This is a genomic window from Streptomyces sp. NBC_01296 (assembly GCF_035984415.1).
GTDB lineage: Bacteria > Actinomycetota > Actinomycetes > Streptomycetales > Streptomycetaceae > Streptomyces.
Genome location: NZ_CP130720.1, coordinates 3393029 through 3406166, shown reverse-complemented (window position 1 = coordinate 3406166; position 13138 = coordinate 3393029). Strand labels below are relative to the sequence as shown.

Genomic DNA, 13138 nt, shown 5'->3' with positions numbered 1-13138 from the left:
GGCCCCCGCTACTGTCTGCGCTCGGTGCTGACGATCACGCACACCGCCGCGACGACGACCGCACCGCCGACCAGGATCGGCCAGGTCAGGGCCTCGTCGAGGATCAGCGCACCCAGCGCGACGGCGACGACCGGGTTGACGTACGCGTACGTGGCGACCAGCGACAGCGGCGCCGACTGGAGCAGCCACGCGTACGCCGTGAAGGCGACCAGCGAGCCGAACACGACGAGGTGGCCCAGCGCCAGCCAGGAGGCGGTGGAGAAGCCGGCCGGGTCCAGCCCCCGGTGCTCGCCGCGCAGCAGGCCGACGGCGATGCCGCCGGCCCCGCCCGCGAGCATCTGGTACGCGCTGCCCGTGAACGGGTTGCCCGGCAGCGACAGCTTCGACGCGGAGAAGGAGCCCAGCGACCAGAGCACCGACGCCACCAGCACGAGCAGCACCCCGGAGAGCTGCACCGCACCGCCGATGCCCGGACGGGTCAGCACCGCGAGCCCGGCGAAGCCCAGCAGTACGCCGCCCAGGGTGCGCAGCGGCGGCCGGTCGCCGGTGGCGGTCCGCAGCACCACCAGCCACATCGGCACCGCCGCGATGAGCAGTGCGGCCAGGCCGGACGGCACCTCGGTCTCGGCGAGCACGACGAGGCCGTTGCCGCCGAGGATCAGCAGCAGGCCGACCATGACCGCAGAACCGACCTGGGCGCGGGTGGCCCGGAGCGCGGCCGGCCCGTACCGCCAGGCGACGAGGCCGAGCAGCAGCAGGCCGGCCGCGATGAAGCGGGCACCGGCGGAGAGGAACGGCGGCATGGTCCGGACGACCACGCGGATGGCGAGGTAGGTGGAGCCCCACAGGACGTAGACGAGGGCGAGCGCGGTCCAGACGGCGCCGGTGACCCTGCGGGCGGTGGATTCCGGCGGCTTGCTCTCAGCAGTCTCCGAGGTGCGCATGACGGGATCCTAGGGTCGTTGGCGCGTACACGCTTCCCGGGTCTCAGTCCTTGAGCAGGGCGTTCAGCTCGCCGTACGGGAGGGAGGCGTCGAGCGCGGTGTACGTGCCACCCGCGACCAGCTCCTCGGCGGCGCGGCGGACCACGTCGTACGCGGCCGACGCGACCCAGGAGCCGAGGCTGACGCGGGCGACGCCGAGGGCGCCGAGCTCGGCGACGGACGGGGCGCCGGGGCCGACGAGGATGTTGAGCGGCGCGTCGATGCCCTTGGCCAGCTCGGTGACGGTGGCCGGGTCGGTGACGCCGGGGACGAAGATGCCGGTGGCGCCCGCGCGGAGGTAGGCGGCGGCGCGGGCGAGGGTCTCGTCGAGGCGGTCCGCCTCCTCGCCGAGGCCGAAGAGGAACGTGTCGATGCGGGCGTTGATGTACAGCGGGACCCCGGCGGTGTCGGCGGCGGCCCGGGCCGCCGCCACCCGCTCCGCGTGGTCGGCGGCGGCCCGGGTGCCGTCCTCGATGTTGATGCCGACCGCGCCGGCGGCGAGCACCCCGGCGACCGTCTCGCCGACCCCTGCGGGGTCGGCGCCGAAGCCGCCCTCGATGTCGGCGGTCACCGGGACGGAGACGGCCGCGGCCACGCGGGCGACGAGGTCGAGGGCGCGGTCGCGGGTCAGGGCGTCCCCGTCGGGCGCGCCGAGGGACCAGGCGACACCGGCGCTGGTGGTGGCGACGGCGGGGGCGCCGGCAGCCTCGACGAGGCGGGCGCTGACGACGTCCCAGGCATTGGCCAAGGCCAGCGGCGCAGTGGGGGTGTGGAGGGCGGCGAAGCGGCGGGCGAGATCAACGGTGGTGGTCATGGGCCCAGTTCAGCAGACCATCCCGGTCCGCGGCTGGCAATTTTCCGACACGTAGGGGGCGGGTGCGGCGTTGTTCCCGGGGACGCTGCCCCCGGAGCCCCCGCGCCTCAAACGCTGGCGGGGCTGGATTTCAGCTGCGTGGACCGCGGGGCGTGAGTCACGCGTCCCGGCCACCTCATAGGTGGTCTGGACGGAGGAGACAACCCGGCAGCCAGTCGGGCTCTACCTCCAAGCCCGGTCGTTTACGGCCGGGTCAAGTTGACGCCTGCTCCGCACAGCGGGAGGACCGTCGTGCGGCCCTGGAGGGGGTCGGTGGGGGCGAGCGGGCCCACCGCCGCCCAGCAGGCCGCCGCCGTCGGCTCCACGAAGAGCCCGCGCCGCGCCAGGTCCCGCCGGGCCGCGCGCAGGGCCGGCTCCGGGACCGTCAGGAAGGTGCCGCCGGACTTGCGGACCGCGGCCAGGATCTGGCGGGCCCGCGGCGGGGCCGGGATCGCGATGCCCTCGGCCAGGGTGGGCCGCTGCTCCACCGGGTCGGCGTCCTCCGCACCCGCCGCGAAGGCGGTGGCCAGCGGGGACACCGCCTCCGCCTGCACCGCGATCAGCGCCGGCGGCTTCACCCCGCGCCGCGCCAGCTCCTCGACCGCCAGCGCCACCCCCAGCAGCAGGGTGCCGTTGCCGACGGGGACGACGAGGGTCTCGGGGAGCCGGCCGCCGAGCTCCTCCCACACCTCGTACGCGTACGTCTTGGTGCCGTGCAGGAAGTACGGGTTGAAGACGTGGCTCGCGTAGAAGACCCCCGGGAGGTCGGCCGCCTCCCGGGCCGCCACCGCCGTCGCCTCCCGGCCGCCCGGTACGAAGCGGACCGCCGCCCCGTGCGCCCGCATCTGCTCCGTCTTCTTCTCCGAGGTGCCCTCGGGCACGAAAACTTCACACTTCAGCCCGGCCCGCGCGCAGTACGCGGCCACGGCCGTCCCCGCGTTCCCGCTGCTGTCCGCGACCACCCGCTCCGGTGCCAGCCGCCGGGCCAGCTCGGCGAGCATCACCGCGCCGCGGTCCTTGAACGACAGCGTCGGCATCAGGAAGTCGAGCTTGGCGTGAATCCGCTCCCCGAGCGGGACCAGCGGGGTGTTCCCCTCCGACAGCGTCACGGAGAACGCCCCCGGCAGCGGCAGCACGGACCCGAACCGCCAGAGCGAGTTGGGTCCGGCGGCCGGTTCGAGCGGACTGGCCGGATCCGGTGCGAAGTCGAGATCCCACGGTCCACCGCAGAGCGGGCAGCACCAGGGCGCCGTCCGGGCATCCGCGCGCGTGGCGTCTTCCGGGCAGACGTAGCCGGGCAGTGCGTGCGTCATGTGCAGAGCGCCTTTGCTCATTCATGGCCGTTGTATGGCACGGATGTTACGCGTTCGCCGTCCTCTTGTGGTGGGGCGAACGCGTGGGTCAACCTTTTGGAGGCGGCAGCCCGGCAGACCCCGAACGGGTTGTCATGCCCATGTCTTTCTGCCGCCTCACCCCCCGCAATGCACCACCTATGAGGAGGACCCCTCGCATGTCCGTGATGCGTCACACCCGCCGGAAGCTCGCCGGCATCAGCGCGACCGCCGTCGTGGCCCTCGCGCTCGGCGCGGCCGCCGCGTTACCCGCCTCCGCGGCCGACAACGGCCCCCAGGGCGTCATCGAGAACGCCGGTGCCCCCGGCTCGGTCGCCGGCAGCTACATCGTGACCCTGAAGGACTCGGCCGCCCGTTCCACCGCCGACAGCGGCAAGGCCGTCGCCCGGCGCCACGGCGCGACGATCGGCAGGACCTACAGCGCCGCCCTCAACGGCTACTCCGTCAAGGTCTCCGAGGCGCAGGCGAAGAAGCTCGCCGCCGACCCGGCGGTCAAGTCCGTCGTGCAGAACCGGACGTTCACCGTCGACGACGCCCAGGGCACCCAGCCCAGCCCGCCCTCCTGGGGCCTGGACCGCATCGACCAGCACCCGCTCCCGCTCGACAACAGCTACACCTACCCGGACAAGGCCGGCGAGGGCGTCACCGCGTACATCATCGACACCGGCGTCCGCATCACCCACGGCGAGTTCGGCGGCCGCGCCTCCTACGGCTACGACGCCATCGACAACGACAACACTGCCCAGGACGGCCACGGCCACGGCACGCACGTCGCCGGCACGGTCGCGGGCTCCTCGTACGGCGTGGCCAAGAAGGCCAAGATCGTCGGCGTCCGCGTCCTCGACAACAACGGCTCCGGTACGACGGAGCAGGTCGTCGCCGGAATCGACTGGGTCACCCAGCACGCCGTCAAGCCGGCCGTGGCGAACATGTCGCTCGGCGGCGGCGCCGACTCCGCGCTCGACACCGCCGTACGCAACTCCATAGCCTCCGGCATCACGTACGGCGTCGCCGCGGGCAACGAGTCCACGGACGCGAGCAGCAAGTCCCCGGCGCGCGTCGCCGAGGCCATCACGGTCGGCGCCACCACCAGCACCGACGCCAAGGCCAGCTACTCCAACTACGGCTCGATCCTGGACGTCTTCGCCCCGGGCTCCTCCATCACCTCCTCGTGGGGCACCGGCGACACCGCCACCAACACCATCTCGGGCACCTCGATGGCCACGCCGCACGTCGTGGGCGCGGCCGCCCTGTACCTCTCGCAGAACCCGGGCAGCACGCCCGCGCAGGTCCGCGACGGCCTGGTCGCCGCGGCCACCCCGAACGTGGTGACCGGTCCCGGCACCGGCTCCCCGAACCGCCTGCTCTACGTGGGCGGCACCACCACCCCGCCGAACCCGGGCACCCGCTTCGAGAACACCGCGGACTACGCGATCAACGACAACGCCACCGTCGAATCGCCGCTCACCGTCAGCGGCGTCTCCGGCAACGCCCCGGCGGCGCTGAGCGTTTCGGTCGACATCAAGCACACGTACACCGGTGACCTGAAGGTCGACCTGGTCGCCCCCGACGGCTCGGTCTACACCCTGCACAACCGCAGCGGCGGCAGCGCGGACAACATCATCAAGACCTTCACCGTCAACGCCTCTTCGGAGGTCGCCAACGGTGTGTGGAAGCTCCGCGTCAACGACAACGCCAACGTCGACACCGGCAAGATCGACTCCTGGGCGCTCCAGTTCTGATCCACCGGGAGTGAACGCGGCACGAGGCCGCGGTGAACTGCGGGGGCGACCGTCACGGCGGTCGCCCCCGCTGCGTACTATTTCGCGCATTCGTTCGCGCCCCCCGTGATGGAGCACCCCCGCACCGTGAGCACCCCGCCCCCGCCCCACTGGCCCGCTCCGCCCCCGCAGCAGGCGTACCGGGAGCCCGCTCTCAACGGTTTCGCACTCGCGTCGCTGCTGGTCGGGCTGTTGTGCCTGCCGCCGCTCGGGGTCGTCTTCGGGATCGTGGCGCTCGTCCAGATCGCGCGCAAGGGGGAGCGGGGCAGGGCGCTCGCGATCACGGGTCTTGTGGTGTCGCTCGTGATGACCGCCGCCGCAGGGTTCGCCGCGGACCGGGTGGCAGAGCGGCTGTTCGACCGGCTGGACACGCTCCAGCAGTTCGAGGGCGTCGAGGGCGAGTTGACCGCCACGGACGACATGCGCGCGGGCGACTGCTTCAACGTCCCCCGCGGGGACCTGCTCGACGAGAGCCCTCTCATCTACCGGATCGCGTGCACCGAGGTGCACGAGGGTGAGGTCACCTCCTCGACCCGGTTCGACGACACGGTGTTCCCGGGCGGGCCCGAGCTGAGGAAGACCGCCACGGACGTGTGCTGGAAGGCGCAGGACGCGTACGCGATGGACTCGTGGGCGCTGCCCCCGTACGCGGAGATGTTCTACTTCGCGCCCTCGCGCCAAGCGTGGAGCGGCGGCGACCGGCGGCTGCTCTGCGTCATCGGCACGGCGGAGCGGGAGCACCGCGGCAGCCTGCGCAAGGACGCCGGGACGCTGAAGCCGGAGCAGGTGGCCTTCCTGCGCGTGATGAACGAGGCCGATCTGGCGCTGGGGGGCGGGCCGGAGGAGGAGCTCGACGAGGCGCTGCCGCAGTACCGGGAGTGGGCCCGCGAGGTCGACCGGGCGCTGGCCGCGGAGGCGGGACTGCTGGACGGGGTGGAGGCCCGGCCGGAGCTGGCCGGGCCGGCGCGGGCGCAGCTCAAGGAGGTCGAGGCGGCGCGGGCGGCGTGGCAGCGGGCGGCGAAGGCGACGAAGCCGGCGGAGTTCCAGGACGCGTGGGACGCGGCCTCGGGGGCACTGTCCGTGGACACGGAGAAGACGCTGCGCGGGGCGTACGGGCTGTCGACGAGGGTGCCGGACTGGCGCGCGGGGCAGCAGGGCGACTCGGAGGGTGATGCGGACGGCGGTTCGGACGGGTCCTCTTCGGCCTCGGTGTGAGGAGCCGTCGAGGATAGCGTGAGGTAACGCGCGGTAACGGGTTTCAGTGACCTGCCTTCATCACTTCGGGTGAAACTCTGGCCCTTGCTTGCGGTCTACAACCGTAGGTTGCCAGGGTGTAGCTGTCTGTCAACCTGATGGGAGTGGCCAGTGACTTTCGGTGAGCAGCCGGCCTATCTGCGCGTCGCCGGGGATCTGCGACGGAAGATCGTCGATGGGTCCCTGCCCCCGCACGCCCGGCTCCCCTCGCAGGCCCGGATCCGCGAGGAGTACGGAGTCTCCGACACCGTGGCGCTGGAGGCGCGCAAGGTCCTCATGGCGGAGGGGCTGGTCGAGGGCCGGTCCGGGTCGGGTACGTACGTGCGCGAGCAGCCCGTGCCGAGACGGGTCGCCCGCTCGGGATACCGCACGGGCGGGACGTCGACGCCGTTCCGGCAGGAGCAGGCCGAGGCGGGCGCCCGGGGCACGTGGGAGTCCGGCAGCGAGCAGGCGGCCGCACCGGCGGAGATCGCCAAGCGGCTCGGCATCGAGCCCGGCGCGCGGGTCATGAGGACGCGGTACGTGTTCCGCGACGCCGGGGAGGCGATGATGCTGTCGACCTCCTGGGAGCCGCTCGCGGTCACCGGCCGGACCCCGGTGATGCTGCCGGAGGAGGGGCCGCTCGGGGGCTCGGGGGTCGTCGACCGGATGGCCGCGATCGACGTCGTCGTGGACAACGTGGTGGAGGAGGTCGGGGCGCGGCCCGGCCTGGCCGAGGAGATCATGCTGCTGGGCGGGGTCCCGGGCCATGTGGTCCTGGTGATCGGCCGTACGTACTTCGCGTCCGGACTTGCGGTCGAGACCGCCGACGTGGTGGTCCCGGCGGACCGCTACCGCCTGTCGTACCACCTGCCGGTCCGGTGAGCGGACGGGGCGTGCCAGGGCGTTAACCGGGCGGTGACGCGGGGGTGCGGGGCGTAACCCCGGGGCAATGTCCCCGTGTGACGGGGTGTCACAAACCGGCCCTACCGTCCGGCGGTATGACCGACACCGCCGCCACCACGGCCGCCACCCCCGGGCCGGGTCCCGCCTCCGCGCCTCGCCGGAACTATGCGAAACTCGCCGCCGACGAGAGCCGCGAGGACTACTCGCTGCGGTACGCGCCCCACGCGTTCCGCCGCTGGAGCCCCGCCACCGTCGCGGGCACGGCGCTCGGCGGGATCGCCTACCTCGCCGATTTCGCCATCGGTGCCTCGATCGTCTTCGCGTACGGGTTCACCAGCGGACTGGCCGCGATCCTGACCGCCGCCGCCGTCATCTTCCTGACCGGCATCCCCATCGCCCGGGCGTGCGCCACGTACGGGCTGGACATGGACCTGGTCACCCGGGGCGCCGGTTTCGGCTACTTCGGGTCCACCCTCACCTCCCTCATCTACGCCTCCTTCACCTTCATCTTCTTCGCCCTCGAGGGCTCGATCATGGCCCAGGCCATGCACCAGGCGATGGGGCTCCCCGTCGAGATCGGATACCTCGTCACGACGCTCATCGTGATCCCGATCGTGTTCAAAGGCATGGGCGCGCTCGCCAAGGTGCAGGCGTGGACCCAGCCCGTCTGGCTGATCGGCCTGGTGCTGCCGTTCCTCGTGCTCGCCTTCCAGGCCCCGGCGGCCTGGGGCGCGTTCACGCACTTCGGCGGCACCGAGGGCGCCGGGGCCGGCTTCTCCTGGACGGGGTTCGGCTTCGGGACCGGCATCGCCCTCTCGCTCATCGCCCAGATCGGGGAACAGGCCGACTACCTGCGGTTCATGCCCGCCAAGACCGCGGCCAACAGCCGCACATGGAAGACCGCGGTGCTCGCCGCGGGCCCCGGCTGGGTGATCATCGGGGCCGCCAAACAGCTCGGCGGCGCCTTCCTCGCCTTCGCGGCCCTCGAAACGGTCGGCAAGACGCACGCCCTGGAGCCGATCGCCCCGCAGATCGAAGCCCTGCGCCCGTGGCTCGGCTCCTTCGCGCTGCCCGCCGCCGCGCTCTTCGTGATCGTCTCCCAGGTGAAGATCAACGTCACCAACGCCTACAGCGGCTCGCTGTCCTGGTCGAACTTCTTCTCCCGCATCACCCACCGCCACCCCGGCCGGGTCTGGTACATCTTCCTCAACCTCGCCATCGCGCTCACGCTGATGGAGCTCGACATGTTCGCGATGCTCGGCAAGCTGCTCGGCTTCTACTCCAATGTCGGCATCGCGTGGATCGCCGCCGTCGCCGCAGACCTCGTGATCAACAAGCGGCTCGGACTCAGCCCGCCGTACATCGAGTTCAAGCGCGCGTACCTGTACGCCGTCAACCCGGCGGGTTTCGGTGCGATGGCGATCGCCTCCACGGTTTCGATCCTCGCCTTCTTCGGGCTGTTCGGCACCTACGCCGAGGCGTTCTCCACCTTCATCGCGGCCGGACTCGCCCTCGCCCTGTGCCCTTTGATCGCCTGGGCGACCGGAGGGAAGTACTACCTGGCCAGGCCGAACACCGTGACCGGGCCGGGAGCGGAGGTCGAGGACATCACCGCCACCCACACCTGCTCCGTCTGCGAGACGGCGTACGAACTCCCCGACATCGCCGACTGCCCCGTCCGGTCGGGGCCGATCTGTTCGCTCTGCTGCTCCCTCGACGCCACCTGTGGGGACGTCTGCCGCAAGGGGTCGCAGGCAGGTGCGGTGGTGCTGCCGATGCCGACGGTGCGCCGGTTCTGAACCGGCGTACACGGCCCTGTCGTACGCATGGCCGGATGCGTACGCCTGTGAGGTACCTCTTCGTGAAAAACCGTATCCGCTCCGTAAAGGTCGGGCGTAAGGTCGGGCATATGCGCAATGCGGTTTCCCGGGCAGGTACATCGGCGGAGGGTGAAACGCGATGAACGACAGCGGTGCCCTGCTCCCATGGCTGGTCATACGTCAGGACGACAACGGCAACCGCTACCGGGTGGGCCGGTACCCCACCCGGGCCGAGGCCCAGAAGGTCGTCGACAGCCTCGAAGACAGAGGCCACAAGCAGCTGTACTGGGTCGAGCGGATCGGTCAAGCGGCCACGAAGAACTGAGCATCCGCGCGTTGGCATAGGCTCCGCCCCATGACGGTACGAGTGGTCGTGGGCGGAGCCCTTTGTCATGAGGGCCGCCTGCTGGCCGCCCGCCGCAGCGCACCCCCGGAGCTGGCCGGACGCTGGGAGCTGCCGGGCGGGAAGGCCGAGCCGGGCGAGTCCGTCCCCGAGGCGCTCGTACGCGAACTGCGCGAGGAGCTCGGCGTGGAGAGCGAGCCGCTCGATCGGATCCCGGGGGAGTGGCCGCTCAGGCCCGGGCTCGTCCTGCACGTGTGGACCGCCCGGCTGCTGTCCGGGGAACCCGAGCCGCTCGAGGACCACGACGAGCTGCGCTGGCTCGGACCGGAGGAGCTGGACTCGGTGGACTGGCTCGACCAGGACCGGCCGGCGGTCGCCGAGGCCGGACGGCGGCTGCGCGCCGAGCGCGACGGGCAGCACACCAGGTCGCACGGGGGCGCGTGACGCGCGTGCGCTGGGCCGTCTGCGCCACAGTGCGCCGGTGCGTGAAGGTCGGGTGGTACGACGCCTCGAATATCGGGTATGTCGCTATTAGTCCCTATCGTGTACTGCCCCTCGTGGCTCTGTCCCTGATGAATCGGACTGGGGTCGTTGCCGGCCCGGGAAGTGATCGGCGTGATCGACACAGACGGTGAATGCGCCGAGTGGGCCTTCCCCGCCGAACCCGGCGCCGTCCGCACCGCCCGGCACGCCGTGCGTGGCACGCTCGGATCCTGGGGCCTGGACTCCGTCGGCGACGTCACCGTCCTGCTGGTCAGCGAGCTGGTCACCAATTCACTGAGGTACGCCTCCGGCCCCATCGGCGTCCGGCTGGTGCGGCGCAATCCGGCCAGTGGAAGTGTGACGGGGGGCGCCGCCCTGCTCGTGGAGGTTTCCGATCCGCTTCCGGATCCGCCCCGCGAACGGGTCGCGAAGCCGGACGACGAGGGCGGCCGGGGACTTCACCTGGTGGCGTCCTCCGCGCAGCGCTGGGGGACGCGGCACGGGAAATCGGGCAAGACCGTGTGGTTCGAGTTGGCACTTCCTGGTGAGTAACAAGGTGAAGGATGGCCGACGATCACACGGCATGGCTCGAAATAGTCGGGACCTTTTTGTGATCGTGAACGCCGTGCCGTGCGGGGCCGTGGTGCTGAATACTTCGGTCATGGCCGGTCCGGTTGCGGTGAGCTGGAGGGGACGGTCGCGTGAGCGAGATACCTGCGCAGGCACATCAGGCCCGTGTGCCCGGGGAGACATGGCACGACTCCCTGTGGCACAGCAGCCCGCCTGGCTCGATATATGACTACATAAAGGTCGCGTCCTTCTCCATCGGACCCGACGGGCTCATCGACCAGTGGAGCCTGCGCGCCGAGGAGCTGTTCGGGCTGACCGCCGCACAGGCCGTGGGCCGGGACCCGGTGGACGCCTTCATGCCGCCGGAGCTGCGCGCCGGCGGGCACCGCAGGGTGGCCGAGATCCTCGACGGCAAGGAATGGACCGGCCTCGTCCCCTTCCGGATCCCCGGCGGCAACGGCGCGCACGGCGTGGCCGAGATCTATGTGATGCCCACCCAGACCGAGACCGCCGAGCGGGCCGCGCTGTGCGTCGTGGTCGACGTACGCGCGCTGCGCCGGATCGAATCCGATCTCGCCGCCTCGCAGGCCATATTCGGCCAATCTCCTTTCGGCTTCCTGCTCTTCGGTACCGACCTCACCGTGCAGCGGGCCAACCGCCGTTTCGCGACCGTCTTCGGCGGCGCCGTCGAGGAGCACCGCGGCCGCACCGTCCACGACTACCTCCCGCCCCAGGAGGCCGACCGGATGACCGAGGCCCTGCGGCGGGTCCTGGAGACCGGCGACTCCGTCACCGACCTCCAGATCACCGGCGCCGCCCCCGGCAGCCGGGAGCACCGCCACTGGTCCATCAACCTCTACCGCGTCCACGGCGGCACCGGCCGCCCCATCGGCGTCGCGGGCATCGGCACCGACGTCACCCGCCGCCACCTCGCCGCCCGCGAGGCCGCCGGGGTCCGGCGCAATCTCGCCCTGCTCAACGAGGCCGGGCACCGCATCGGGAACTCCCTCGACCTCGAGACCACCGCCCGCGAACTGCTGGACGTGACCGTCCCGGGCTTCTGCGACCTCGCCGCCGTCGACCTCTACCAGGGGCTGCTGCTCGGCGACGACGACCGGCCCGCCCGGCCGCAGGGGCCCGGCGTGCCCACGCTGCCGCCCGGGCTGGGCGCCGGCCGGGCGCCCTCCGCGCCCCTGCGGCGCGTCGCCTTCGCCTCGGCCGTGTCGGACGCCCCGCTGTCCGGTCCGGGCGCGCTGGTCTCCGTAGGGGAGATCCACCGCTACCCGGCGGCCTCGCCGGGCGCGCTCGCCCTGCGGACCGCGCGGCCGCGGCTGATCGACGGCGGCGGACCGGACGACCTCGTGCAGTCCACGCTCGTCGTGCCGATGGTCGCGCACGACACCGTCGTCGGGCTCGCCCAGTTCTCCCGTACGAAGGGCAGCGAGCCCTTCGGGGAACGGGACCGGGCGGTGGCCGTGGAACTCGCCGCCCGGGCCGCCGTCTGCATAGACAACGCCCGCCTCTACCGCCGCGAGCACGAGCGGGCGCTGATACTGCAGCGCAGCCTGCTGCCGCCCGGGGACCCCGAGGCGGCCGGCCTGGACATCGCCTGCCGGTACCTGCCGGGGAATGCGGCCACCGAGGTCGGCGGGGACTGGTTCGACGTCATCGAGCTGCCCGGGCACCGCACGGCGCTGGTCGTCGGCGACGTCATGGGCCGCGGGCTGCGGGCAGCCGTCGCGATGGGCGAACTGCGCACCGCCGTAAGGACCCTGGCGCTGCTGGACCTGGAACCGGCGGAGGTGCTGACCGCGCTGGACGAGATCGCCCGCGGGCTCGGCGCGCCCGGCGGCTCCCAGCAGGCCTCCCGGGCGGCCCTGCACTCGCGGGACGCGGACCGATCCGAGGTGTACCTCGCGACCTGCGTGTACGCCGTCTACGACCCGGTGACCCGGCGCTGCACCATCGCCAACGCCGGCCACATGCCGCCCGTGCTGGTGGAACCGCCGGAACCGGGCGCCCCGCCCCGGCCCGCCCTGCTGCTGGAGGTGCCGCCCGGGATGCCGCTGGGAGTGGGCGGGGAGCCGTTCGAGGAGGTGGAGGTGGACCTCCCGGAGGGCGCCCTGCTGGCCCTCTACACGGACGGGCTGGTGGAATCGCGGGACCACCCGCTCGAGGAAGGGCTGCGGGGGCTGCGGGACGCGCTGTCCGACCCGGTGCGGCCGCTGGAGGACGTGTGCGACCACGTGCTGAACACGCTGGACACGCGGCACGGTGAGGACGACATCGCGCTGCTGATGGCGCGGGTGCAGGGGCTGCCGGTGGAAGCGGTGGGGGACTGGCAGCTGCCGCGCGAGGCGCGGTCGGTGGGCCGGGCGCGGGAGCTGGCACGGGCGAAACTGCCGGGCTGGGGACTGGAGGGGCTGCTGGACACCACCGAGCTGCTGGTGAGCGAGCTCGTGACGAACGCCCTGCGGTACGGGGAGGGCGAGATCCGGCTGCGGCTGCTGCTGGACCGCACCCTGGTCTGCGAGGTCTGGGACGGCAACCTGGTGCAGCCGCGGCGGCGCCGGGCCCGGGACACGGACGAGGGCGGGCGGGGGCTGCAGCTGGTCGGCATGCTGTCGGCGGGCTGGGGCACGCGCCGCACCCACCGGGGGAAGACGGTCTGGTTCGAGCTCCCGCTGCCGGGGGGTGCGACGGAGGCCGTGACGGAACTGTCCGCGGAGCAGCTGCTGGGCATGTACGGCTGACCGCGCCGCTGCCGGGGGCTCCGCCCCGGACCCTCCCCCTACCGCCGGGGGCGGGTCCGGG

Annotated in this window: 11 protein-coding genes; 8 read left to right on the top strand and 3 right to left on the bottom strand. The window is 72.4% G+C overall.

The window, feature by feature from the left end:
- Positions 1–8 precede the first annotated feature (8 nt).
- The 3 genes from OG299_RS15100 to OG299_RS15090 form a co-directional block, all read right to left on the bottom strand.
- Positions 9–944 carry an EamA family transporter gene (locus tag OG299_RS15100; RefSeq protein WP_266625870.1) on the bottom strand — a complete coding sequence of 312 codons (936 nt, stop codon included), beginning with the start codon at positions 942–944 and terminating at the stop codon, positions 9–11.
- A 43-nt stretch (positions 945–987) separates the two neighbouring features.
- Positions 988–1797: an isocitrate lyase/PEP mutase family protein gene (locus OG299_RS15095; protein ID WP_327361741.1), complete on the bottom strand. Its 810-nt coding sequence runs from the start codon at positions 1795–1797 to the stop codon at positions 988–990.
- Positions 1798–2039: 242 nt separating this feature from the next.
- On the bottom strand, positions 2040–3149 hold the full coding sequence (locus tag OG299_RS15090) for a threonine synthase (protein WP_327364523.1): 1110 nt from the start codon (positions 3147–3149) through the stop codon (positions 2040–2042).
- 197 nt (positions 3150–3346) lie between these two features.
- Here OG299_RS15090 and OG299_RS15085 point away from each other — a divergent pair, with 197 nt between their 5' ends.
- The 8 genes from OG299_RS15085 (at position 3347) to OG299_RS15050 (ending at position 13077) form a co-directional block, all read left to right on the top strand.
- A complete protein-coding gene (locus tag OG299_RS15085; protein WP_327361740.1) occupies positions 3347–4930 on the top strand; it encodes a S8 family peptidase in 1584 nt (527 codons plus the stop codon).
- Between the two features lie 126 nt (positions 4931–5056).
- Complete coding sequence (locus OG299_RS15080; RefSeq protein ID WP_327361739.1) at positions 5057–6184, top strand: DUF4190 domain-containing protein; 1128 nt, start codon at positions 5057–5059, stop codon at positions 6182–6184.
- 150 nt (positions 6185–6334) lie between these two features.
- Entirely contained in the window at positions 6335–7087 is a 753-nt protein-coding gene (locus tag OG299_RS15075) for a GntR family transcriptional regulator (RefSeq protein ID WP_266625860.1), read from the top strand.
- Positions 7088–7203: 116 nt separating this feature from the next.
- Positions 7204–8907 carry a purine-cytosine permease family protein gene (locus OG299_RS15070; protein WP_327361738.1) on the top strand — a complete coding sequence of 568 codons (1704 nt, stop codon included), beginning with the start codon at positions 7204–7206 and terminating at the stop codon, positions 8905–8907.
- A gap of 160 nt (positions 8908–9067) precedes the next feature.
- Positions 9068–9253 (top strand): SPOR domain-containing protein, encoded by a 186-nt coding sequence (locus OG299_RS15065; RefSeq protein ID WP_266625856.1) that lies wholly within the window; start codon positions 9068–9070, stop codon positions 9251–9253.
- A 30-nt stretch (positions 9254–9283) separates the two neighbouring features.
- Positions 9284–9715 (top strand): (deoxy)nucleoside triphosphate pyrophosphohydrolase, encoded by a 432-nt coding sequence (locus tag OG299_RS15060; RefSeq protein WP_266625854.1) that lies wholly within the window; start codon positions 9284–9286, stop codon positions 9713–9715.
- A 162-nt stretch (positions 9716–9877) separates the two neighbouring features.
- Positions 9878–10306: an ATP-binding protein gene (locus tag OG299_RS15055; RefSeq protein ID WP_266633254.1), complete on the top strand. Its 429-nt coding sequence runs from the start codon at positions 9878–9880 to the stop codon at positions 10304–10306.
- Positions 10307–10464: 158 nt separating this feature from the next.
- Entirely contained in the window at positions 10465–13077 is a 2613-nt protein-coding gene (locus OG299_RS15050) for a SpoIIE family protein phosphatase (RefSeq protein ID WP_405706284.1), read from the top strand.
- Positions 13078–13138 lie beyond the last annotated feature (61 nt).